Source organism: Filimonas lacunae (assembly GCF_002355595.1).
GTDB classification, from domain to species: domain Bacteria; phylum Bacteroidota; class Bacteroidia; order Chitinophagales; family Chitinophagaceae; genus Filimonas; species Filimonas lacunae.
In genome coordinates this window covers 3,520,531-3,543,850 of the sequence record NZ_AP017422.1, presented here as the reverse complement: position 1 = coordinate 3,543,850, position 23,320 = coordinate 3,520,531, and the positions used below count along the sequence as shown (strand labels likewise).

Below are 23,320 nucleotides of genomic sequence, written 5' to 3'. Positions count from 1 at the left end.
GGTGGTTTGTATAACCTGTTTATTATCAGCTATTACGGACGCTTTTTCTGGCTGGCATTATTCTGGAAAAATAATATACAAACCAGTTTGCCATGCATAAAGATATATTGCTTTTTATACAGTCGATTACCAAAGCAGGTATACCAGCCTCCTTACAGGAAGGTATAATAAATGATCAGGCAATACATTGTTATTATAGAAATAATCCCGATGGTAGCATTCGTTGGGTTTGGCCTGCCTGCAGCCGAAAACCCTGTTTCCTGAAATTTTATCATACTGCGGGTTTCAGGGCGTGGTTGTTTAGCATAACAGTGAAAATAGCTGCCTGGTTGGGCTGCCTGCGATACCTGGCCCATGGCAGCTTTCATTTTTTTACACATAAAGAGTTGGATGAGCCGGATGCGGTGCTGAGAAATGTACAGTGGGCCTGGTTTTCAGGTACCACAGGCCCCGATCGTAAGTCGATTCTGTATATGACACATGCGGACAATGAACAGGGTACTTTTATAAAAACAGCGCTTACCGCGCGGGCAAAAAGAAACCTGGCAACAGAATATCAGCAATTACAGGCTTTTCATGCCATGCACTTTACTTCTGTTCAGCTGCCTGGAGTAGCCTTTACGGGCAGCAATTGTTACCTGGAAGATATAGGGCAGCATGCCCGGCGAACCAACCGGTTTAGTAAGCTGCCGGCTGCTGCTGTACAACAATGGCTGCAAACGCATTTGCAACACATGCCGTATGGCGCAACTGACTTTGCCGCTGCCATAGAAAATAATCTGCAAAAACTTGCCTGCGGAGAAGATGAACGCATACCAGCTTCACTGCTAAAGAAACTGGTTTTGTTACACGAGGGTATACAGCAGGATGGCCTGCTGCCTGTAACCGCCGCTCATGGTGATTTTACTCCCTGGAATGTGATGTTTAAAAAGGACAAGCTGTTGATGATTGACTGGGAGCAAAGTAAAAACAGCATGCCTTTTCTGTTCGATCTTTTTCATTTCGTGTACCAATCTAACATACTTGTGGGTAATCGTGGTTATCGTGCCATCAGGGCCGAGCTGGATGCGTTGCAGGAGATGCCGGAATGGAAGGGGCTTATCCGTGAAAGTGGCTGCGATTTTGCCACGCTGGAAAAATATTATTTGCTCTATCAAATCAGCCACTATATGCAGGTATACCGTATGCAGCAATACTGGCACATACAGGTGCTGTGGCTGTTGCAAACCTGGAATGAAGCACTGGGCTGGCACCTTTGCCGCAATAAGGAAGTAGCTGCCAGAAAGCTGTTGTTGCAGGAATTACAGGATATGTTATCCGATTACCGGTATGCGCTTTTAAAATGGCGATACCAGGCGCTGGATAGCCTGCCCGAAAATGCCGATGCGGATATATGTATCAGTAAAGCAGGCTGTAACGATTTGCTGATACAATTAAAACGGCATCCCCTGGTAACGGTGATGCAGGTGCAGCGTAAAAGCTTTATGTGCCAGGTGGCAATGGTGCTTACAGATGGAAGTTTGCTGCACCTGGATCTGATACATGCTTTTAAGCGTAAGCACTTGCAGTTTATGAATGCATCCCGGGTGTTGTTGTATGCTCAGGTAAATGAATATGGCCTGAAAGTGCCTGCTGTAGCAGATGATTTTATGTATACCTGGTTGTTTTACTGGTTAAATAAAGCCAGTGTGCCGCTGCATTACCGGAAGCATTTTGAAGATAAACGAAACGCATCCGGAGGAAAAATAACCTGGCTGTTGCAGCATAAATACTTATTGCCGGTGCAGGATTTTACACAAGTGTTTGAATACAATGCGGCGTGGGAAAAAGATGTTCACCTGTTGCTGCATACCAAACATTACAATTTGGGGGTGTCTATGCTGCTTAACCAGGTGTATTATATCTGGGATACCCTCCAACACCTGTTTCCGCGCAGGGGCTTTGTTATTACTTTCAGCGGGGTTGACGGGGCCGGCAAAACCACCGTGATAGAAAATACCCGGGAACTGATAAGCAAACAATTAAGACGTAAAGTGGTGGTGCTGCGGCACAGGCCTTCCTTGCTGCCTATTTTAAGTGCCTGGAAACACGGCAGGCAAAAAGCGGAGCAACTGTCGGTTGAAAGGCTACCACGCCAGGGAAGCAACCACAACCGGTTATCGTCATTGCTGCGTTTTGTGTATTACTATACCGATTACCTGCTAGGGCAGTGGTATGTGCAATGGAAATATATTGACAGGGGCTATGTGGTATTGTACGACCGGTATTATTTCGATTTTATCAACGATAGCAAACGCAGCAATATTCAGCTTCCGCCTTCCCTGATGCAGCTAGGCTACCGGTTATTACTAAAACCCCGCCTGAACTTTTTTTTATACGCCGATGAAAACCTCATCAGTAGCAGGAAGCGCGAACTGGAGCCTGAAACCATCCGTGCGTTAACCGGCAGTTACCTGCACCTGTTCCGGCAGCTGGAAGCAGCTTCGGGTAAAGCTTTATATGTGCCGCTCGAAAACATTGTGCTGGCCAATACACTGCATATAGTATTCCGTTACATAAAAATGATGCATCATGAAAAAGTGGATTGAAAAACTGGTGCAGCAGCGTAATCCTGCATTTGTATTTGATAAGGATATGCAGGCTGCTGACATACTGGTATTTTTTAGCATGCAGGTAAAAGCATGGCTGCGGGGATGTAAGGTGGTAGGGCGTGGCCGTAACCCTAAAAACATAATGCTGGGTTGTGCTGTTCGTTTTCACTATATCCGCAGGATAGGCTGGGGCCGTTTTGTAAAACTGGGCGACCATGTAACCCTGAGCGCTTTAGGCAGGCAAGGCATTCAATTAGGCAACAATGTAGGAATCGGAGCATTCAGCAGGCTGGTAGTGGCTACCTCCTGCAATAACATAGGGCATGCTATAACCATAGGCAACAATGTAGGTATTGGTGAATATGCTTACCTGGGTGGAGCGGGCGGACTTACCATAGGCGATGATTGCATTGTAGGCCAGTATTTCAGCTGCCATCCCGAAAACCACCATTGCGATGATACTGCCGCGCTTATCAGAAACCAGGGAGTAAGCCGGCGCGGTATTGTAATAGGCCGCAACTGCTGGATAGGCAGCAAGGTTACCATTTTAGACGGGGTTGCCATAGGTGAGGGATGTGTAATAGCAGCCGGCGCTGTAGTAAACCGCTCTTTTCCGCCGGATAGCATTATAGGAGGTGTGCCGGCCCGTTTATTAAGAAAGCGTGGTGAAAAGTCTGTAAAGGATATAGCAGCCTGATTTACCCTGAAAAGGAATAATATGAAAACTGTGTTAATAACGGCCTACGCGGTACATCCCTATAAGGGATCGGAAGATGCGATGGGATGGAATATGATTATGCAGGCCCTCCGCCATCACTGTGTGATTGCGGTAACCAGGAAAAATAACCGGGCTGCTATTGAACAGTATATACAGGCACATCCGGAAAATGAAGCCGATTTTGCACGCCTGCGATTCCTGTATTTCGATTGGCCTTTGTGGATGCTGTTCTGGAAAAAAGGCCCTTTGTTAAGTATGGTGTATTACTATGGATGGCAGTTTACACTGGCATTGTGGTTACTTCACCGCAGGTTGCCGGTAGATGTGGTGCATAACCTGAATTTTCATAACGACTGGACGCCTTCTTTTTTGTGGCTGCTGGGAAAGCCTTTTGTATGGGGGCATGTAGGACATCATTCCAAAATTCCCCGGCAATACCTGTTACCCGTGTATGGAAAAAGGGCTTACCTGAAAGACAGGTTATTATGGGTTATTAAGCATGTGAGCTGGTATGCCGATCCTTTTTTATACCTGTGCCGGAAAAAAGCCGATGCTGTTATTTGTATGAACGGAGATGCCGTGCAAAAGCTACGATTAAAAAATAATTATATTATTCATCCATCCGTAGCTGCAGGAGAAACGCTGGCAGATACATCACCCCTTACAGGGGCTGCTTTTCATATACTATCCGTAGGCCGGTTTGTGACTTTAAAAGGATTTGATATTACCGTGTTGAGTTTTGCCCTTTTTTACCGTTCTCTACCTCCGGAGCAACAAAGCCAGGTAAAATTAACGCTGCTGGGTAGTGGCCCCTTAGAGCCGTTGCTAAGAAAAATGGTGCAGGACGAAGGTGTCAGCCATGCCGTGCAATTTATACCCTGGCTACCCCGCGAACAGGTAGATGCCGTTTACAAACAGGCTTCGGTGTTATTATATCCTTCGCATGAAGGGGCAGGTATGGTGGTGCCGGAAGTAATGCGTTATGCCATACCGGTGGTTTGTTTACGAAATAGTGGGCCGGGGCAATTGGTTCACCCCGATTCGCAGTTGATAGTAAAGCATGGAAGCTATTGGTGCACCACCCGCAAGCTGGCCAACAGGCTGCAACAGTTATTACAGGACAAAGCCTTTGCTGCAAACGAAAAACAACTGTCGGCAGCCCGGTATTGCCAGTTATTCCGGTGGAGTGTAAGAGGCGAGATGTTAAAAAATATTTACCATTATGCAATTGAAAAGAATAGTAGCCGTACACCTGCTTAACGATTTTAGTGGCAGTCCGCTGGTGTTACAGCAAATACTGGAAGTAGCCAGCGAACATAGCCAGGTACATGTGTTTACTGCCACCCCATCCGGCACAGGTGTATTAAGCAATATACCAGGGGTGCAATACCATAGTGTTTATTACCGGTGGCATGCCCGTAAGTGGCTAACCCTGCTGTATTTTATGTGGGCACAGGTTACCCTGTTTGGCAGGCTGTTATGTTTTTTGCGTGCCAGCGATACGGTATACATCAACACGCTGCTGCCTTTTGGGGCAGCACTGGCTGCCGTTTGCCGGCGATGCCGTATTATTTACCATGTACATGAAGTAAGCATACAGCCACGCCTGTTAAAGCAATTGCTGGTAACCGTAGCACGCATAACCGCCGATATGCTGGTATTTGTGTCGGAATATGTAAAACAGCAGTTCCGCTTTCCCGAACACAAAACAACGGTGATCTATAATGCTTTACCCGAAAGGTTTACAAGCCAAGCCATGCAAATGCAGCAAGGTAAAGCAAAAGAGCCGTTTACCGTAGTAATGCTGTGTTCCTTAAAAAAATACAAAGGAGTTTACCAGTTTATAACAGTGGCGCAGCAAATGCCCCATATACATTTTATGCTGGTGCTGAATGCGCAGGCGGCCGAAGTGCAGGCATTCCGCCAGGCTACCGCAGCGCCGGCTAACTGCGAAATATACCCGGTGCAGGCCAATCCGCTTCCCTTTTATAGCAGGGCACACCTGGTAGTAAATTTTTCGCTACCCGATACCTGGATAGAAACCTTTGGAATGACAATATTAGAAGGCATGTATTGCGGTTTGCCTGCTATAGTGCCCCCCGTGGGTGGCGTTACAGAACTGGTGCAGAATGGAGAACAAGGTATTTATGCAGATGCTCGCGACTGCTATAGCCTTACCCGTTATATAGCCTTGCTGGCCACCAGTGATAGCCTGTACTATACCCTGGCATCTGCAGCCCGTGAAAGGGCACAACATTTCTCGCAACAAAGGTTTAGCAGTGCTATCAGGCAGTTACTGGGGCATAGTGAAGGAGTAGCCTGCTAGTGTATGGGGTGGAAGCGGTATTCCACCAGGTGGAAGAGCGTAACAGCGGATGCGCTGTAAAAGAATTGATTATCAGTTGTTTTTATTCTGGCATGTAGATAGAATGCTTATATCAAATGCTGCTGAAATGAAAAAGAAAAATGTAGCCATTATAGGCACTGTGGGATTGCCGGCAAATTATGGTGGTTTTGAAACGCTTGCCGAGCATTTGGTGGAACAATTAAGCGCCACCTGTAACTTATCCGTTTACTGTTCCGGTAAAAAATATCCGAAAGAAAAAAGAACCGGCAGTTATAAAGGGGCCCGCCTTATTTACCTGCCCTGGGAGGCCAATGGTATTCAAAGTATAGTGTACGACAGCATTAGCATATTACATGCTTTATGGTATGCCGATGTGTTGTTGATACTGGGGGTAAGCGGTGGTTTTCTGCTGCCTTTTATAAAGCTGTTCAGCCGCAAGAAAATTATCATATCCATTGATGGCATTGAATGGAAAAGAAATAAGTGGAGCAAAGCAGCACGCCTTTACCTGTGGGCGGCAGAATGGATGGCAGTGAAATTTTCACATGCCGATATTTCTGATAACGAAGCGATACAGGATTATACCGCCATCCGGTACAAAACGCTCAGCAATATAGTAGAATATGGTGCTGATCACTGCCTGGCGGTAAAGCCGGAAAAAGAGGATGTAAAGAAATATCCTTTCTTGCACCGCCCGTATGCTTTTAAAGTGTGCAGGATAGAGCCAGAGAATAACCTGGATATGGTGCTGGCTGCCTTTTCACAACGTCCGGGTCATTTGCTGGTGCTGGTAGGTAACTGGAACAACAGCGACTATGGCAAAAAGCTGAGAGAGAAATATGGGAAGTATCCGAATATCATAATGCTGGATCCCATATACAACCAGCGTGAGCTGGATATGTTAAGAGGAAATTGTTATGTGTATGTGCATGGGCATAGTGCGGGTGGCACCAACCCTTCGCTGGTAGAAGCCATGTACCTGGGCCTGCCCATTATGGCCTACGGCGTCTCTTATAACAAAGCTACTACAGAAGGAAAAGCACTTTATTTTAATAATGCGGCCGACCTGCTAAAGCTCATTGATGCTAAAAAAAGAAACGAATTAAACGAGGTGGCCATAGCTATGAAAGAGATAGCCAACAGGCGTTATACCTGGAAGCTGGTAGCGGATAAATATGCCTGGTTAATTAACCATGTGCTATATAACCCGGCTAAAAAAACCTTAATGCCGGAGATTGCCTGGAAGCTGCATACTGCTCAATTGCTGGCCCACGGGATGGGGCATTTGCAAACCTCTGCGCTCTTTTATGAAAAACGATAACCCGTAAAATATACTGTATGAAACCCGAATTGATACAAGTGCTGTTAGCTGCCGGCTGTAGTTTAATAGCAGCGTTGATATTGTTTCCTTTATTCATTAAAATAAGTGCCCCGCTGGGGTTGGTAGATAAACCCGATTACCGGAAAATTCACCGGAAACCGGTGCCTGCTGTAGGAGGATTGGTAATAGCAAGCGTTCTGGTAGTAGCGGCTTTGTGTAGCAGTGCGCTGCGTAGTTTTATGATGAGCCAGGCAGCGATGGTGACTTCCATGTTTGTGTTAGCTGTTACAGGTATGGTAGATGACCGCTGCAACCTTCCGGCAATGCTGCGCCTGCTGATACAGGTGGGATGCGCTGTTGCCATGGCGGCTACAGGCATACGGCTGGAATCGTTACATGGTTTACTGGGCATACAACAGTTGCCGCCGGTGGCATCCTGGCTAATGACCATATTCATTATTACAGGTGTAACCAATGCGTTTAATCTTATTGATGGTATTGATGGCCTGGCAGGCAGCTTATCACTGGCCAACATGGTGTTGCTAAGTGTAATGAGCCTGGTAATGCACCGTTTAAACTGGTTGCTGTTATTACTGCCCCTGATAGCCGCTTTGCTTGTTTTTTTACAATACAACTGGCGGCCCGCAAAAGTGTTTATGGGCGATAGCGGTTCGCTGCTGTTTGGCTTTTTTATCGCTACTATGGGAGTGCATTTTATTAAAGAAGCGCAGTCGGTGAATATAGCCACCTGTAAGCTGTTTACGGTAGTGGTTACAGGGTATTGCATGATACCGGTGATGGATGCCCTGCGCGTTTTTTACGGAAGAATAAAAAATGGGGTTTCGCCTTTCCAGGCCGATAGAACGCATTTGCATCACTTGTTACTAAAACATCACCTGCTGCATTCCAGGGCAACCACTAAATTATTGTTCATGCATTTAGGGATGGTGTTATTATCGGCGCTGGCTTCCCGCTTCATCAGTGTGCAATGGATTATTGTAGCGCAGGCAATATGGGTATTGTTTTTTGTATGGGTAGTGAATACCATGTCGTGTTTTCAACGTTGGTATCGCTTTATTAAAAAAAGGGAGTTGGCTGTTGGATAAAAAGATAATAAAAAAATGTTTATCTTGTATCAGCACTATACGATTGGGTGTTTTATAGTACAAAACGATGCTTTATGAAAACTGCACTCTATTGCTCCAGGCCTGATGGCAACGGACTTATCCAGGTAAGAGAAGGCGGGGATGACGCCAAAGTGGCGCTTGTTTTATGTTTTGCAGCCAAATCGCGTTTACAGAAAGAAGAATGGTACCCGCTGTTGCGCAACAGGTTTCCTATAGCAGAAATAGTTATTTGTTCTACGGCGGGCGAAATATGCCATACCAGTGTAATGGAGGAAGGCGTATCTGTGGCTGCCCTTACATTTAACAACACGCCCGTGGAGGCACATACGGTAAATGTGGCTGATTACGCGGGCAGCTTTGAAGCGGGCAGGGCTTTGATGCATAGTTTTAACCAGCAGGGTTTGCAAAATGTGCTGGTGCTTTCGGATGGCGAACTGGTAAATGGCACTGCACTGGTAAAGGGTATGAATGTGGAAAGTGGTTCGGTGCTGGTAACAGGCGGACTGGCAGGCGATGGGAATCGCTTTCGCAGTACGCTGGTGGGGCTAAATGCCAACCCCGCGCCCGGAGTGATTGCCGGTATTGGATTTTATGGAGAGAGTATAAAAGTAGGGCATGGCTCAAAAGGAGGCTGGGAAACATTTGGCCTGGAAAAAACAGTGACCCGTTCCTCTGTGAACGTACTGTACGAAATAGAAGGGAAGAACGCATTGGAAATGTATAAGCATTACCTGGGCCCCGAGGCCGCAGCGCTGCCCTGGGCAGCTTTGTTGTTTCCCTTGTCAGTGACTGTTCCGGGCACGCAGGAATCGGTGGTGCGTACCATTCTTTCTATTGATGAAGCGGCAGGCAGTATGACGTTTGCCGGGGATATACCCGAAGGCGCCCGTATCCGCTTAATGAAGGCAAATTTTGACAGGCTTACCAACGCCGCCTCTGGTGCTGCGCAGCAATCACTGATGCGAAAAGAAGTGGTGCCGGAATTTGCATTACTGATCAGTTGTGTGGGTCGCAAGCTGGTGTTGCAATCCCGTACCGAAGAAGAAGTAGAGGCTGTAGATGAAGTGTTCAAACACCAGGCAGCGCTGGCGGGATTTTATTCTTATGGCGAGCTGTCGCCACTGGTGGCTGGCGGTTCCTGCCAGTTGCACAATCAAACCATGACTATAACTACCTTCCATGAAGTGGAATAAATTACTGGAGCGCCAGATGCAAAAACATCTGCCCGCTGCTATGCACGCCGATGAACAATTGCTTGCTTTTTTACAGGCGGTAAATGCTTCCTATCACTCGTATGAGCGCGATCACGATTTATCAGAACGGGCTTTTAAAATAAGTGAAGAGGAATTTATTGCAGTGAACAATCAGCTTACAGAAGAACTATCCGTAAAGCGCCTTTCCATTGAACAGTTAAAAGGCGCTATACTGGGTATGGCAGAAGAAGGGTTGTCGTTAGAAAGCGATAACCTGCTGGATATTGTACAGTTTTTGAAAGTGCAGATACAGCTGCGGAAAGAAGCAGAAGATACCCTCACCACCACCGCCAACCGGCTGGCCTTCCTTATCAGCAACATGCAAACCGGAATACTGGTAGGGGATGAAGACAGGCATATCGTGTTAACCAACCAGGTGTTTTGCGATATGTTTGGCATACAGGCCACCCCTGAGCAGTTGGTGGGGGCCGACTGTACCGGTGCTATTGAAGAGCATAAAGGGTTGTTTGCACAGCCCGAAAAATTTGTGCAGCGTATGGATGTGCTGTTGCAGGATAAAAAGCTGGTAGTGAACGAGCAACTGCGTTTGGCCGATGGAAGGATATTTGAACGAAACTACATTCCTATTTTTATAGAAGATGTATACAAAGGGCATTTGTGGAATTACAAGGATATTACCGAGCGTATTATGGCCGAGCAGGCGGTAAAGCGCCGGGAAGAAAAATACCGCAATATTATCGCCAATATGAACCTGGGCCTGCTGGAAGTAGATAACAATGGCATGGTGCAATATGCCAATCACCGGTTTTGCGAAATGTCGGGCTACGCACTGGACGAACTTACTTACAGGAAGGCTGCCTCTTTATTCACCTTTGGAGAAAACAATCAGCTAATAGAAGAAAAGGCAGCGTTAAGAAAAAAAGGCATTTCTGATGCTTACGAACTGGCAGTAAAAAACAAAAGGGGAGAACTGAAATGGTGGTTTATCAGTGGAGCGCCGTTATATGATGATGCGGGTGAGCTGGCAGGCTCTATTGGTATTTATCTTGATTTTACCGACCGGAAAAAACTGGAATTTGATTTATATGAAGCGCGGGAAGCGGCAGAACAATCTGCCCGGACCAAAGAAAATTTCCTGGCCAATATGAGCCACGAAATACGCACTCCCATGAATGCTATACTGGGCATGAGCAGGCAGCTGGAAAAAACATCCCTGGATAAAGATCAGCGCCTTTATCTGCAAACGGTACATACCGCTACCGATCACCTGATGGTAGTGATCAATGACATACTGGATATGTCAAAGATTCATGCAGGTATGCTTCACCTGGAACGAATAGGCTTTAATATGGAAGGCGTGATACGGCATGCGGTGCAGGTGATGATGCCGCGTGCCCTGGAAAAGAAAATAGACCTGACGGCGCATTTTGAAAAAGGGATATCGCCCGTGTTGTTAGGCGATCCGCACCGGTTAAACCAGGTGTTGCTGAACCTGCTTAGCAATGCTATCAAATTTACAGAAAAGGGACAAGTGAGCGTAATAGGCAGTATACAGGAGATGGGGCCAGGCAAACAAACTATAAAAGTGCTGGTGAAAGATACCGGGGTTGGCATGGACGCCGCTTTTTTAACCACCCTGTTTGATAAGTTTGCCCAGGAAGATACCAGTGTGGCCCGTAAGTATGGAGGCACCGGATTGGGAATGGCTATCACCAGGCAACTGGTAGAGTTAATGAAAGGCCACATCACAGTAAGCAGTGTTAAAGGTGCCGGTACGGAAGTAAGTTTTACAATTCCCTTTTCTACCGGTACCGTAGCCGATTTGCCAGACGCCCCAGAAAAAGCAACCAGCCGACAGGTGCTGCGAGATAAAAAAGTGCTGGTGGTAGAAGATTATGAAATGAACAGGTTGGTGGTAAATACGATGTTGAAGCAATACGGTATGCATATTACAGAGGTGGAGGATGGCGCACAGGCTATTGAACAACTGACATTGCACCCGTTTGACCTGGTGTTGATGGATGTGCAGATGCCGGTAATGGGAGGCATTGAAGCTACAGAGTATATCCGCAAACAGTTGCATTTGAATGTACCTGTAATTGCATTAACCGCAAATGCCGTAAAAGGAGAAAGCGAACGTTGTATGAATGCAGGCATGAATGCCTATGTATCCAAGCCATTTGAAGAAGAAGACCTGGTAAGCACCATGGCCGCCTGCCTGGAAGAAAACCTGCCGCAGAAGGAGCATGGTCAGTCGCTTTTATCTTTAACGGAAGACGCAATACCCTTATATAGCCTGGAAAAACTGAATAAACTGGGCGGGGGTGACACGGCTTTTATTCAAAAAATGACAGAATTGTTTTTAGCACAGGTGCCGGCTTCTGTGCATAGCATGCAGCATGCCCTGGATGCCGGCGATTACGATACCATGCGGGCATTGGCACATAAATTAAAGCCAGCCATTCATAATTTGGATATTCACACTTTAAAAGAAGTAGTGAGGGATATTGAAATTACGGCTGAAAAAGATCCCGGTAACGAGATGCTGCCGGTATGGGTGCATACACTGGTAACAGTAGTAGGTGAGGTGGCAGATGAGTTAAAGAAAATGGGCACATAACCACTTCTGCCCGGTTACTATACTTTTATTTTATCGTTATTAATGAGTTTGTAAATGGTACTCTTTCCAATTTGTAACACATCAGCCACTTTTAATACGTTGTTGTTGTATTTCTTTAAAAAAGCCTGGATAATATCTATATAATATTCTTCCATTGTTTTCTCTTCGGCAAATGCAAGTTGCTTTTGTTTAGTTACCGAAAACTTCATATCGGCAGGCTGTATCTCTGCGCCGTTGCACATAACGCAGGCCAGGTCAATAATGGCTTTCAATTCTCGTATATTGCCGGGGAAATGATATTTGAGTAATTTTTCTTTTGCTGCAGTAGAAAGTGTAACTACCGGGTGAATTTTATTTTCGTGGCAGGCTTCGGTAATAAAGTGGCTGGCCAGCAATAACGTATCATTTCCACGTTCGCGCAGGGGCGGTAGTTCAATAGGCAGGCCCATGATCCTGAAATAAAGATCTTCTCTAAAACGTCCTTGCTGTACTTCTTCTTCCAGGTTTTTATGCGTAGCCACAATCAGCCGCACATCCAGTTTAATTACTTCATTGCCGCCTACTCTTACTAGTTCTCTTTCCTGTAGTACTCGTAAAAGCTTGGTTTGTATATTAAGGTCTGCTTCTGCAATTTCATCCAGAAACAAAGTGCCTTTACTCGCTTCTTCAAAACGCCCGGTTTTTCGGGCAATGGCCCCGGTGAATGCGCCTTTTTCGTGGCCAAACAATTCACTTTCTACCAGCTCTTTTGGAATGGCTGCCATGTTCACTGCCACAAAGTTCTTTTTCTTTCTCTCCGAGTTGTAATGAATGGCTTTGGCTACCAGTTCTTTCCCGGTACCTGTTTCGCCGGTAATGGATACGTTAATCTGGCTATTACTGGCTTTTTCCATTAAGGCAAAAATCTTTTTAATAGCGGGTGATGAACCTTTAATTATTTTGTCAAATTCATATTTATGCCCTAGCTCTTCTTTCAGTTCTTCTACCTTTTGCTTTAACGCCTGGTGCTCGCGAATGCGTATCACCGAATTCCATAAAAGCTCTTTTGTATTATCGTCTTTTACAATATAATCGTTAATGCCCAGTTTAAGCAGCTCCACTGCAGTGCTTATATTTTCCTGGGCACTGATCATGATTACCGGTGTGTCGGGATTGGTTTCTTTTATTTTTTTAAATAAGGTAATGCCGTTCATGTCTGGCATTGCATAATCTATAGTAATTAAATCAGGTTTTTTATATAGGTTTTTCAGGCATTCCTGGGCAGTGGTAAATCTTTGAACAGCATAGTCGGGGTTGAGCGAAAGCTGGTATTCTAATATTTCACCATACCACGCATCATCTTCTACAACAAATATCTGATAAGCTTCCATAAGGCAGTATTGCATTGTTAAATGTAATGTAATAAAAAAAATGAGGAATGAGGCATTTTAGTGAAATGATGTTACCCTATAAATAAAAAAGGGGCCCTTCCTCAAAAGGCAGGCCCGTAAAACTAGGAAATGATTCAAATGAAAAACGACAATATTCAACTGGTCAGGTAATAATAAAGTTATGTTTAGTTAATGGTAGCTGGCGGTAGAGCCTGAATTCGGTGCATACCTCGTGTAGTATTTTAAGCATAGCACTGTAAGTAAAAGGCTTTACCACATAACGTGTAGCTCCATTTAGAAAAGCACTGTCGATATCTGAAGCTCTGTTAGAGGTAGATAACATAATTACCGGCACGTTGTTGAATTGTAAAGAGTTTTTTATTATTTCCAGGCACTGTTTTCCATCATAGCAGGGTAAATTAATATCCATAAATATAAAGTCAATAGGTGGCGACATGCCATCCTTTATAAATTTTTCAAGTGCTTTGCCATCCACAATTTCTACCAGGTGCGCATCAATATTTAATTCCTGTATGGCCGATCCAATAATTTCCCTGTCGTCAATATCGTCTTCCACTAATAGAATAACCAGTTTCTCCATTGTCAGCAGCGGTTTTAGGTTTGAATGCAATTAATACGCCGGGTTGGTTTTTACAGGTTACTGTAAACAGCATATCCCCGCATACTAATTAAGATTTAAATACTGGACTTTACCAGGAATGATGAAGGCCTTCGTTAACGACCCAACAGGTTATACCCGGTGGAATCAATCCCTCGAAAAACAAATTATTTTGGTATAACAAAGATGATATAAGTTTTGTACCTAAAATGGCCAATATTTATTCTCCAAAATGCCCATTGCTGTATAAGATTGTGAGAATGAATATGGTAGGTTTTTAGTCTACCAATTTGTAATTAAAATGCTTCATATATTCCCTTTGAAGATTGTGTACAGAACTATAGCCCAGCTTTACAGCTATTTCCTGCAAACTGGTGCCTTGTTCACGCATTTGAGCCGCTACCTTCATACGTTCAGACAGTTTAAACTGTTTCAGGGTTATACCAAAGGTATTTCTGAATACACGGCTTAAGGTTTTTTCTCCAATATAATATTGGCTGGCTATGATAGAAATATCCTGCCGGGGGCCTTTGGCTACGGTAGATATAATGTAATCACGAACATCATGTACTATTAATGACACGGGTTTATTAATGAAGCTATCGCCGCTTTTAAGTTTCTCTTCAAAACATAATATCAACGCCTGTATAATGCTTAATACCTCTGTTTCTAAAGCAATCCCGGTTTTAGTGCTACTTTGCAGCTCTCTTATTAATCGTTCAAATGCTGCGTCTATCCTGAATTGCAAAAGTTCGGTTTGATGAGCGCACAATTTCCAGTTGTAAAACAGGTTGTATAATAAGGGAATATTCATTTGCATTTCTTCAAAAAAAGAGGTTTCCATAATAAAATAAAATAGTACGGTTTTTCCTTTTCTAAAATGCATTTGATGTTTACCAGTATTAATAAACCCAGGACGGCAATAGTTTTCGCGCATGACAAAAAAATCTTTATTGCCTTTGTAGCGAACTATTATGTTACCCTGTAAAATATAACTGAAGCTTACATAAGGATAAAGTGCATCGCAATACATAGAAAAATCTTCCTGCGCATTTACAGTAAGCATTACCATCCGGAAATGCTTACCCTCAAATGTCTGTGAAAACAGGTGACCCTTTTCTTCAAAACAAACAAGGGTAGGAGTGGCGAATGGAATTTTATAGTCACATTTATTAGGCCAGTAGTTATGGGTGGTAATTTTACTGGACGGTATATCTGGCAAACTGAAATGATAGGGCGACTTCATAGTAATGCAAATGAATTATTAAGTGATACTTTTTAAAAATCAAGTAAGCTTAACAATAAAAGGTATGTATGGATAAATTGGTTATTTTTTGTGTCGGAATAGGTGAAATGGCCTATAGGACTGTAATTCAAATATAAAATATACCGATTCTTTTTACAAGAGGAGATGGTGAGTTTATGTAAACTTAAGGCGATTTTAATCGGCACTGACTTTGTCTTTATTTTATATATATATAATAAAATTATATTGTAAAATGTGTAAACTTGCTTTAAATGATTTGTTTTTTGATATGTATAAATGATATTTTTGCATTGTCTGTTTAAAAATATTATGCATAACGAATATCATTTAAAAAGTTCTGACACTATCAGGGATATTGTAATTGGCATGTCTGATGGGCTAACTGTGCCTTTTGCGCTGGCGGCAGGGTTGAGTGGTGCAGTAGCTGCTTCAAAAATTGTAGTAACGGCTGGACTGGCAGAAATTGTAGCAGGGTCTATTGCCATGAGCCTGGGTGGCTATCTGGCGGGTAAAACGGAGGAGGATCACTTTAACGCCGAACAAAAAAGAGAATACGATGAAGTAGAGAGGATGCCGGAACAGGAGAAGAAAGAAGTGATGGATGTATTTGCCGAAATGGGGCTTTCCGGTGAGTTACAACAGCAGGCTGCTGATGAGCTGGCAAGAAATAAAGACAAATGGGTAGATTTTATGATGCGTTTTGAATTAGGCTTGGAAAAGCCTCATCCCAGCGCCGCAACCCGTAGTGCTGTCACCATTGGTGCATCTTATATAGTTGGGGGGCTTATCCCGCTATCGCCTTACTTTATTATCAGCAATGCCAATCATGCGCTGGGTTATTCGTGTATTGTAGCTGTTATATGCCTTTTTGTTTTCGGTTACTTTAAAAGTAAGGTAACCGGTCAACCTGTGATGGCCGGAGCCATGAAGGTAGCTGTTACCGGAATGCTGGCTGCGGGAGCAGCTTTTGGTATTGCCAGGATGATTGGGGAACACTAAAGGCAAAACAGCCGTCACTATCATAGGTGACGGCTGTTTGCCCATAGATGCAGGCATTATTTAACACGTATATTCAACGTAATAATATCTGATTGCATTCCGTTACTTCTGTTATAATGTCCATAGCGTATTTCCAGCATATTAAAATGTTGCATGCCAAAAACGCCTTTAGGAGGCATGATTCTAAAGCCTGCGCCAAAGAAATGACTGTTAAATGCTGATAAGTCGTAACTGCTTGTATAATACCGATCGGTAGGATTATGTGCGCTATACGGCGCAAAATACCGCACGGCAGATTGTATATAATACCTGTAAAATGGAGTTACTGAGAAAAAGGGGGTGAGCTTTACTACTGTTTCAATATTGGCAGTATGTGCATCCAGGCCCCAGCTATCGTGGTAAAAACGATAAAACCCTCTCAATACAAACCGGTCTCCCAAAAAATAGCTTCCTCTTATTCCTATAGGAATTTTAAACCTGTTGCCAGGCAGGTTTTCTACTCCTTCCGAGGCATCGTTAAAATAAATACGATGGAAGGGAAGGCCCAGGTAGCCATGCTGATATACCAGGTCGGTAAGTATCATCAGCTGTAGTCTTTCGTTAACGATTTGTGAATAAGACAGGGAGGTGCTGAAGGAATTGCGTGAGGCGGTAGGATAACTGCTTTCATGCGTTTCCTGTTGTTCTGCCGCTGTTCGTAGCTCAAAAGGTTTGATAATCTTAAGATCGTCCAGGTAAGCCTGCAGCCTGGCGGTAAATTCACCATTACGGTTATGTGTTTTTTGTGCAAACGATACATTCATGCCGTAAGACTGGTAATCGAACTCGTGTGAAACGGAAAGACCGGCTGACAAAGTAGTGCCCTTTGTTTCGTTTTCCACTGAATAAGTAAGCGAAGGATAGATGCGTGTATCGGCATGCGATGCAGAAGATACGGTTTTAGGATCTATCTTATCAGAGGAGGCAGATGTATAGTGGTCGATGCCCAATTCTATATCCATCGTATGCTTCCTGTTATGTTTATCCCATCTGTTCAGCTTTACATCAAAAGAAGTGGATATATCGTTCAGGTTTTCCGTTCCTGTTCCCCCGGTAACAGCCGAATTGTTGCCATCTTGCTTATAATAGCTGGTTACCAGGTTGGCTTCATCAAACGTAAGTTTCCGGTTTTTATAATGGGTGCTGTCTGTTTTATTCTGTGAAAAAGCAGCCAGTAAACCTATATACAGGCCTACCACTGTTAAGCATATCTTTTTCATGGATTGTGTTTTAGTAGTCTTTAAATTAGTTACAACCACATCCTCCACCGGTTTTGCCGGCATTAGCACCGGAAGCGCCTTCGCGATAGGATTGAAAATTAAGCTCTGTTTTTTCCGCCTTGCGGTTGCTTAATACCATTTCTCCATCATTCAAACGGCTTTTCTGATACTCTTTTACTGTTGTACATGAGCTTACTACCACAATTAGTAGTAATGATAAGCAGGGATATTTTCTTTTCATTGTAAACGAATGTTTGCAGAAGTGAATAATTGGTTGTGGTCATTGATAATAAGGCATGCCATTCCTTTTATCTGGTTAATCATATGTAAACCCGCTTTTATGCCCATTATCATTACAGGCGTAGCCATAGCATCGGCCATTTCTGCGTTGGGGCAAAGAATAGATACACTTTTAATGCCTTGCACCGGCATACCGGTGGAGGGATCAATAGTATGGGAATATTTTTTGCCATCAATAACCACGTACTTTTCGTAATTCCCGGAGGTGGCAATAGCCATCCCGGATATTGTAAGACTGGAAAACAGCTGATGTGGGATATCCGGATTGGCTATGCCCACCGTCCAGGGGTGGCCATCTGGCTGCGTGCCCCAGGTGGTGAGATCGCCGGACGCATTTACAATGCCACTGGTTACACCTTTCTGTTGCAAAACTGCTTTAGCCCTTTCTGCGGCGTAGCCTTTGCCTATGCCTCCGAAGCCTATGCGCATGCCCTTTTCTTTTAAAAACAACGTGCTTTGTTCTTCGTTAATGACTATGTTCCTGTAATTGATGAGGCGAACGGAAGCAGCTGCGGTTGCTTTATCCGGCAAAGATTGCATGGTGGTGTCAAAGTTCCAGAATCGCTTGTCAACCGAGCCGTATGTAATATCAAAGGCCCCCTGGGTAAGCTTTGACAGTTTTACAGAACGGGATACCAGTTGCAGCATTTCTGCACTTACCTCTACCGGTTGTATGCCAGCCATACGGTTTACCTGGTTGGTTTCACTGTTATCCTGAAAAGTGGTAAGCAGTGTTTCTATTCGTTGTATTTCGGTAACTGCATCGTGAATGCAGGCCTCGGCCCACGATTCATCAAAAGCCACAACGGTTATCTCAAACCGGTTTCCCATCAGTTTCATGGTGCGTTTATACAAACCCGGTTGCATCGTACTATTTGCCATGTATTATAGTATTGATTTCGGTAATAAACCCGAATCCATCTTCTTTAGGAATGCCTATCCATTCTTTTACAGGCTTTCCTTCGGCGTTTAATAATATTGTCATAGGGAAATTGCCGGACGGGTTGTATTGATCGGCTAACTGGTTGTTAAGTTGCTGTTGTTGCGCAGTTAAACGGTTTTTCTTTTGTCTTGGAAAATCGGCGTTTAGTAACACCAGGCTGCTATCGGCAAATTGCACAAACGCAGTAGAGGAAAACAGCGTTTCCTTTAACCGTATACAAGGTCCGCACCAATCGGATCCGGAAAAATTAAGCAGTATGTATTTATGCTCCCGGGCGGCTTTCATTTTTGCCTTTTCTAAATTGGTTTCCCAGTCGGCACGGAATGCACATAGCAATATAATAGCCATGCAAACATTGAGTGTTGTTTTCATTACTTTAATAGTTGAGGTTCCGGCAGGTGCATGCACAACCTGTTAGAATTATCCATGCTTTTGCCCTGGAAATAATATGAGAGTAGGAATTGCTACGCAATCAGGGAGGTAGCGGTGGCAGGGGGCTTGAAGATTGCTGCCTTAAAAAGGGATGCGGGAATATTGTCGTTATAAAGAATATGCTTATAAGTAACTGGTTGCCTGTTTACCAATACTGATACAGGGGATGCTGGTAGCTGCCACGAAAAGGTTAAACAATGTTCGTCGGATTGTTTAAAAGGAAGTTGCATGTCCTGTTCGTAATCATTGTCAAAAGGCTGCGCCTCTATATAATGGATGGTCAGGAACTGGGCGATAGTAATATGGGGGTTCTCCGTCTTATGTGTACAGTAGTGTTGAATAAGCAGTGGAAACCTGAGCAACTGCTGTAATTCAGTAGCTCCTGCAGTATAAATACATAACAGCCAAACTGCTCCCCAACGCTTCATGGGCTGAAATTAAGAAAAGCAGGCTTAATTATGTACATTATCGGATTAAAAAGTGCTAAAGCTAAGAAGGAAAAGTGGGGGGGCGGGGGATGTATGTTTTTTAGATTAAATAGGTAAATTGTTCTGAATATTCTTAGAAAAGAAACAGCATGAAAAGATATGTCAGGTTTTGGGTAATAATGCTATCCTTGGGCCAGTTTTGGGAAACTAACCACGGCGACCATTTATTTCATACTATCTGGTTTGATATTACAGATCGGGATTAATGCAATCGTAGCAGTGAAGTTATTTTCATTTGTAGACCATTAAAATGATGGATGACACTGGTAGCAGTTAACCCGCTATTGTGATGTTTTATAACGGCGTATTTTTTTATACACCTCAATCCAGCTAATGCTGATAAAAGCCAGGACAATGCAAATAAATATTTGAATCGGATTAAGCGTAGTCATCATAAACAGGTGCTGAACCGGGGGAATGAAAAGTAGTACGGTAATTAACAGAAGGGAAGCTGAAACTATAACAGGTATAAGATTGTTTTTATAGTGCAGCGTGGTGAAAAAGGAATGCACAAAAGAGCGGTTAACGAACGTGAGAAACAGGTTGCACAATAGCAAGGTAATAAAAACCATGGTACGGGTAATGGCTACTCCGGCGTTTTGCTGCATCAGTACATAATAGGTGCCCAGTAAAGTAGAGGCAATGACAAGTCCCTGGCTTACACTTACGGCCATTTCCCTTTTCGTCATAATGGTGCCACCTTGCCTGATAGGCGGCAAATGCATGATACCTTCTTCGGCCGGTTCGTTTTCGAAAAACAGGGAGCAGGTAGGGCCCATGATCAGCTCAAGAAAGATGACATGCACCGGGCCAAACACATTGGCATATTGCCATCCTGCTATTACAGGAATGGCTGCCGTAAGGATAATGGGAATGTGTATAGACAGAATATAACGCAATGCTTTTTTAAAGTTGCTCAATACCTTTCTTCCTTCCTCAATGGCAGTTACCATGTGTTCGAGCTGGTCGTCTGTTACAATGAGGTCTGCGGCCTGTTGGGCGGTTCCTGTACCACGGCGTCCCATAGCAATGCCTATATCTGCGGCTTGTAGTGCAGGAGCGTCATTCACACCATCTCCGGTCATACCTATCAATTGCCCGTTTTTTTTAAGGGCTGTTATTACACGTAACTTTGCTTCCGGAAACATCCTGGCAAAAATAGCTTCGGTTTGTACTGCTTTGTTTAACGCATCTTCGTCCATATCCATTACCTGCTGCCCGGTATAAAAAGTGTTGTTCTGGCTTATCCCTACTTTCTTTCCAATAGTAACTGCAGTGGCACCATGATCGCCGGTAAGCATTTTAACGGCAATGCCTGCTTTGGTAAAATGGGCTATGCTACTTGCTACGCCAGGCTTAGGAGGATCGTACAAGGCCAGTAATCCAGCTAATTGCCAGTGATAATCGTCCTGGTTTTCTGGAAAGTTTTGATGGTCATGTACTGCATAAGCTACCCCCAGTACTCTGCACCCTTTATTAGCTAAACCGGTAGCTATGCCGGAAATCATGTTCTGGTGGGCCCCGGATAGTTTACACACACGGATAATACGTTCTACCGCGCCTTTGGCTGCTGCCATTGTCTGGTTGTGCAGTGTGTATACATGCGTCATCATAGGCGGAGTGCCACCCAAAGGATATTCATGGATCATGGCGGCGTTATCAAAAGCCGCGTCGTTATAATGCAGGTATTGATTACCAATAGCTATTTCCATGGCATCGAATGGCTGTTGTTCACTGGCAAGTTTTGCATACCTGATTACGTTGGCTGCCACAGAAGGGGTATGGGTACATTCTACCAGTTGGTAGGTGGCATGGTCATATACCCATGCCACCTCCATTTCATTTTGTGTAAGAGTGCCTGTTTTGTCAAAACATAATACACTTATTTCACCCAGGCTTTCCATCATTTGCGGGCGGCGGCATATAATACCCCTTTTGCTTAATTTATAAGCGCCGAGTGCCATAAAGGAGGAAAAAGCTACCGGTATTTCTTCGGGTATAGCCGACATAGCCAGGGTGAGCGCAAACAATAAACTATTGGGTAAATCTATACCCCTGAACAGGTTGGTAAAAAACAGGATGGCAAAACCTGCCATACCAAAAAATGACATCCGCTTTACAAATGTGTTTACCTGGCGTTGCAGCGGGGTGATAGCGGGATGATAAGCCATCACCGCTTTTCCCACCTTGCCCAAAACAGTATGGTTGCCGGTTGCTGTTACGCGGGCTACACATTTGCCGCTGTTAATGGTGGTGCCCTGGTATAGCTTGTTGGATCCTGCCTTTTCTGTTTTATCTACTGGCAATGATTCGCCAGTGATGGCAGATTCATTGATGGTAAGATCGTTGAATTGCAACACCACAACATCGGCGGGTATTGTCATGCCTTCTTCCAGTTGTATAATATCGCCTGGTACCAGGGCTTCCTCATCCAGGGACTGCACCCGGCCATCTCTTATTACATTTATTTTAGTGGCCGATAGCTTCACCAGCCGGCTCATGGCTTTATCACTTTTTATTTCCTGGTAAAGCGAAATAGCGGAAATGATGAGCAATGCCACAGACATCACACTTCCTTCCCAGGTATTGCCCAGTATAAAATACAGCAGGCAGGCAATGCTTAACAGCACAAACATGGGTTCTTTCACAGTGCCCCATAGCTTTTTTAACCACCTGTGTGAAGTGTTTGATTGTATTACATTGAAGCCCCATTGTTGTTGTAACAGTTGAGCCTGGGCAGTAGTTAACCCCTGAATACTGCTATTAAAATAATCATTACCTGTCATGAGGGTGCTATTGTTAATGCAAAGCCATTACAGGTACATCGCTGTTTAATACCAGTTGTTTGGTATGGCTTTTATGAAAAATACTTTCCAGCAGGTGGTGCTGTTTAGGTAATACCAACAGCAGTTGTATATGATTGTTTTTAACAAAATCAACCAGCGCTTTATCCGGATCGTGGTCTTTATCAGTTATATAATGAAATTCAGGATCCAGCCCGGAAAGCAAATCCTCTAATAAGGCAGACTCAAAAACAGTATCGGGATTATATTCAGAGCCGCTGCCTGAGTTTAATACATGCAGCTTTGCATGAAAATCTTTTACCAGCTTTCTAATACCGGATAACGGTGTGGTTGCCAGAATGTTTTCAAAGTCGCAGGCCAATCCTATCTGGGTAACAGGTGAAAATTTTGCCTGTGGTGGCACGGTAATAAGTGGCCATTTCAAATGCTTCATAGCATGTACGGTATGCCCGCCAAAGAAGAACCTTTCACTGGCGGTTGTGCCCTGGCTGCCCATTACTACAGCGTAAGGGTGTACACGCTCACAAACCGAAGTAAGTGTTGTAAAAAATGTACCCATTTGTATTTCGGTGGTAATGGATATATTGCCAGTGGTGTGCAGTATCAGCCTTTCCTGTAGTTTTTTAATTTCCATTTCACCCATCTCTGTCATCTCTTCCAGCCTGGTGGGAATAGGAACGTCTGCATAAGTTACCGGCAGCGTATCAATATAAAGTATCAGTAATTCCTTTTGTAATGCGTTTGCCAGTTCTGCAGCATATAAGGCCGCATTGGTGGCTGCATGGGAAAAATCGGTTGCGATAATAATGGTTTCCATATATGCTTTTTTATGAAGTCAAATCTAATTTGTACAATCATCGCCAAAAATGACAGGAGTCATTGCTGGCAGTGACAATGCTCA

At 44.1% G+C, this 23,320-nt stretch carries 19 protein-coding genes; 9 read left to right on the top strand and 10 right to left on the bottom strand.

The window, feature by feature from the left end; translation table 11 throughout:
- Window positions 1-92: 92 nt before the first annotated feature.
- The 8 genes from FLA_RS14050 (at window position 93) to FLA_RS14015 (ending at window position 11,938) form a co-directional block, all read left to right on the top strand.
- A complete protein-coding gene (locus FLA_RS14050; protein WP_076378256.1) occupies window positions 93-2,588 on the top strand; it encodes a phosphotransferase in 2,496 nt (831 codons plus the stop codon).
- Window positions 2,572-3,288 carry an acyltransferase gene (locus FLA_RS14045; RefSeq protein ID WP_076378258.1) on the top strand — a complete coding sequence of 239 codons (717 nt, stop codon included), beginning with the start codon at window positions 2,572-2,574 and terminating at the stop codon, window positions 3,286-3,288. Before FLA_RS14050 ends, FLA_RS14045 begins: the two co-directional genes overlap by 17 nt.
- 21 nt (window positions 3,289-3,309) lie before the next feature.
- Complete coding sequence (locus tag FLA_RS14040; protein ID WP_084206185.1) at window positions 3,310-4,569, top strand: glycosyltransferase; 1,260 nt, start codon at window positions 3,310-3,312, stop codon at window positions 4,567-4,569.
- Window positions 4,532-5,635 carry a glycosyltransferase family 4 protein gene (locus FLA_RS14035; RefSeq protein WP_076378260.1) on the top strand — a complete coding sequence of 368 codons (1,104 nt, stop codon included), beginning with the start codon at window positions 4,532-4,534 and terminating at the stop codon, window positions 5,633-5,635. Before FLA_RS14040 ends, FLA_RS14035 begins: the two co-directional genes overlap by 38 nt.
- Window positions 5,636-5,762: 127 nt before the next feature.
- On the top strand, window positions 5,763-6,977 hold the full coding sequence (locus FLA_RS14030; RefSeq protein WP_076378529.1) for a DUF1972 domain-containing protein: 1,215 nt from the start codon (window positions 5,763-5,765) through the stop codon (window positions 6,975-6,977).
- 17 nt (window positions 6,978-6,994) lie between these two features.
- Complete coding sequence (locus FLA_RS14025; protein WP_076378262.1) at window positions 6,995-8,083, top strand: glycosyltransferase family 4 protein; 1,089 nt, start codon at window positions 6,995-6,997, stop codon at window positions 8,081-8,083.
- 74 nt (window positions 8,084-8,157) lie between these two features.
- Window positions 8,158-9,297: an FIST signal transduction protein gene (locus FLA_RS14020; RefSeq protein WP_076378264.1), complete on the top strand. Its 1,140-nt coding sequence runs from the start codon at window positions 8,158-8,160 to the stop codon at window positions 9,295-9,297.
- The gene (locus tag FLA_RS14015; RefSeq protein WP_076378266.1) at window positions 9,284-11,938 is read left to right on the top strand and encodes a hybrid sensor histidine kinase/response regulator; all 2,655 of its coding nucleotides are present in this window, start codon (window positions 9,284-9,286) and stop codon (window positions 11,936-11,938) included. The genes FLA_RS14020 and FLA_RS14015 overlap by 14 nt, the downstream gene beginning before the upstream one ends.
- 17 nt (window positions 11,939-11,955) lie before the next feature.
- Here FLA_RS14015 and FLA_RS14010 read toward each other — a convergent pair whose 3' ends face one another.
- From FLA_RS14010 to FLA_RS14000, 3 genes are all read right to left on the bottom strand, one after another.
- Complete coding sequence (locus FLA_RS14010) at window positions 11,956-13,323, bottom strand: sigma-54-dependent transcriptional regulator (RefSeq protein WP_231940441.1); 1,368 nt, start codon at window positions 13,321-13,323, stop codon at window positions 11,956-11,958.
- Window positions 13,324-13,471: 148 nt separating this feature from the next.
- Entirely contained in the window at window positions 13,472-13,909 is a 438-nt protein-coding gene (locus FLA_RS14005; protein WP_076378270.1) for a response regulator, read from the bottom strand.
- Between the two features lie 295 nt (window positions 13,910-14,204).
- Window positions 14,205-15,173, bottom strand: coding sequence for a helix-turn-helix domain-containing protein (locus FLA_RS14000; RefSeq protein ID WP_076378272.1), 969 nt, complete (start codon window positions 15,171-15,173; stop codon window positions 14,205-14,207).
- A 330-nt stretch (window positions 15,174-15,503) separates the two neighbouring features.
- Between FLA_RS14000 and FLA_RS13995 the strand changes: the two genes are divergently transcribed.
- Window positions 15,504-16,193: a VIT1/CCC1 transporter family protein gene (locus tag FLA_RS13995; RefSeq protein WP_084206166.1), complete on the top strand. Its 690-nt coding sequence runs from the start codon at window positions 15,504-15,506 to the stop codon at window positions 16,191-16,193.
- 56 nt (window positions 16,194-16,249) lie between these two features.
- On the opposite strand, the gene FLA_RS13990 is transcribed toward FLA_RS13995, so the two are convergent.
- The 7 genes from FLA_RS13990 to FLA_RS13960 all read right to left on the bottom strand — a co-directional run bounded on the left by FLA_RS13990 (window position 16,250) and on the right by FLA_RS13960 (window position 23,236).
- On the bottom strand, window positions 16,250-17,452 hold the full coding sequence (locus FLA_RS13990; protein WP_076378276.1) for a DUF3570 domain-containing protein: 1,203 nt from the start codon (window positions 17,450-17,452) through the stop codon (window positions 16,250-16,252).
- A gap of 25 nt (window positions 17,453-17,477) precedes the next feature.
- Complete coding sequence (locus FLA_RS13985; protein WP_076378278.1) at window positions 17,478-17,693, bottom strand: DUF4266 domain-containing protein; 216 nt, start codon at window positions 17,691-17,693, stop codon at window positions 17,478-17,480.
- Window positions 17,690-18,634: an FAD:protein FMN transferase gene (locus tag FLA_RS13980; protein ID WP_076378280.1), complete on the bottom strand. Its 945-nt coding sequence runs from the start codon at window positions 18,632-18,634 to the stop codon at window positions 17,690-17,692. The genes FLA_RS13985 and FLA_RS13980 overlap by 4 nt, the downstream gene beginning before the upstream one ends.
- Complete coding sequence (locus FLA_RS13975; protein ID WP_076378282.1) at window positions 18,624-19,067, bottom strand: thioredoxin family protein; 444 nt, start codon at window positions 19,065-19,067, stop codon at window positions 18,624-18,626. The genes FLA_RS13980 and FLA_RS13975 overlap by 11 nt, the downstream gene beginning before the upstream one ends.
- A gap of 92 nt (window positions 19,068-19,159) precedes the next feature.
- Window positions 19,160-19,555: a hypothetical protein gene (locus FLA_RS13970; protein ID WP_076378284.1), complete on the bottom strand. Its 396-nt coding sequence runs from the start codon at window positions 19,553-19,555 to the stop codon at window positions 19,160-19,162.
- Window positions 19,556-19,896: 341 nt separating this feature from the next.
- Window positions 19,897-22,401, bottom strand: coding sequence for a cation-translocating P-type ATPase (locus FLA_RS13965; protein WP_076378286.1), 2,505 nt, complete (start codon window positions 22,399-22,401; stop codon window positions 19,897-19,899).
- 13 nt (window positions 22,402-22,414) lie between these two features.
- Window positions 22,415-23,236, bottom strand: coding sequence for a universal stress protein (locus FLA_RS13960; protein ID WP_076378288.1), 822 nt, complete (start codon window positions 23,234-23,236; stop codon window positions 22,415-22,417).
- Window positions 23,237-23,320 lie beyond the last annotated feature (84 nt).

What these genes read in the sequence shown, in the direction of transcription:
- FLA_RS14050 (WP_076378256.1), top strand. Translation starts at nt 93, where the DNA reads ATGCATAAAGATATATTGCTTTTTATACAGTCGATTACCAAAGCAGGT.
- FLA_RS14045 (WP_076378258.1), top strand. Translation starts at nt 2,572, where the DNA reads ATGAAAAAGTGGATTGAAAAACTGGTGCAGCAGCGTAATCCTGCATTT.
- FLA_RS14040 (WP_084206185.1), top strand. Translation starts at nt 3,310, where the DNA reads ATGAAAACTGTGTTAATAACGGCCTACGCGGTACATCCCTATAAGGGA.
- FLA_RS14035 (WP_076378260.1), top strand. Translation starts at nt 4,532, where the DNA reads ATGCAATTGAAAAGAATAGTAGCCGTACACCTGCTTAACGATTTTAGT.
- FLA_RS14030 (WP_076378529.1), top strand. Translation starts at nt 5,763, where the DNA reads ATGAAAAAGAAAAATGTAGCCATTATAGGCACTGTGGGATTGCCGGCA.
- FLA_RS14025 (WP_076378262.1), top strand. Translation starts at nt 6,995, where the DNA reads ATGAAACCCGAATTGATACAAGTGCTGTTAGCTGCCGGCTGTAGTTTA.
- FLA_RS14020 (WP_076378264.1), top strand. Translation starts at nt 8,158, where the DNA reads ATGAAAACTGCACTCTATTGCTCCAGGCCTGATGGCAACGGACTTATC.
- FLA_RS14015 (WP_076378266.1), top strand. Translation starts at nt 9,284, where the DNA reads ATGAAGTGGAATAAATTACTGGAGCGCCAGATGCAAAAACATCTGCCC.
- FLA_RS14010 (WP_231940441.1), bottom strand. Translation starts at nt 13,323, where the DNA reads ATGCAATACTGCCTTATGGAAGCTTATCAGATATTTGTTGTAGAAGAT.
- FLA_RS14005 (WP_076378270.1), bottom strand. Translation starts at nt 13,909, where the DNA reads ATGGAGAAACTGGTTATTCTATTAGTGGAAGACGATATTGACGACAGG.
- FLA_RS14000 (WP_076378272.1), bottom strand. Translation starts at nt 15,173, where the DNA reads ATGAAGTCGCCCTATCATTTCAGTTTGCCAGATATACCGTCCAGTAAA.
- FLA_RS13995 (WP_084206166.1), top strand. Translation starts at nt 15,504, where the DNA reads ATGCATAACGAATATCATTTAAAAAGTTCTGACACTATCAGGGATATT.
- FLA_RS13990 (WP_076378276.1), bottom strand. Translation starts at nt 17,452, where the DNA reads ATGAAAAAGATATGCTTAACAGTGGTAGGCCTGTATATAGGTTTACTG.
- FLA_RS13985 (WP_076378278.1), bottom strand. Translation starts at nt 17,693, where the DNA reads ATGAAAAGAAAATATCCCTGCTTATCATTACTACTAATTGTGGTAGTA.
- FLA_RS13980 (WP_076378280.1), bottom strand. Translation starts at nt 18,634, where the DNA reads ATGGCAAATAGTACGATGCAACCGGGTTTGTATAAACGCACCATGAAA.
- FLA_RS13975 (WP_076378282.1), bottom strand. Translation starts at nt 19,067, where the DNA reads ATGAAAACAACACTCAATGTTTGCATGGCTATTATATTGCTATGTGCA.
- FLA_RS13970 (WP_076378284.1), bottom strand. Translation starts at nt 19,555, where the DNA reads ATGAAGCGTTGGGGAGCAGTTTGGCTGTTATGTATTTATACTGCAGGA.
- FLA_RS13965 (WP_076378286.1), bottom strand. Translation starts at nt 22,401, where the DNA reads ATGACAGGTAATGATTATTTTAATAGCAGTATTCAGGGGTTAACTACT.
- FLA_RS13960 (WP_076378288.1), bottom strand. Translation starts at nt 23,236, where the DNA reads ATGGAAACCATTATTATCGCAACCGATTTTTCCCATGCAGCCACCAAT.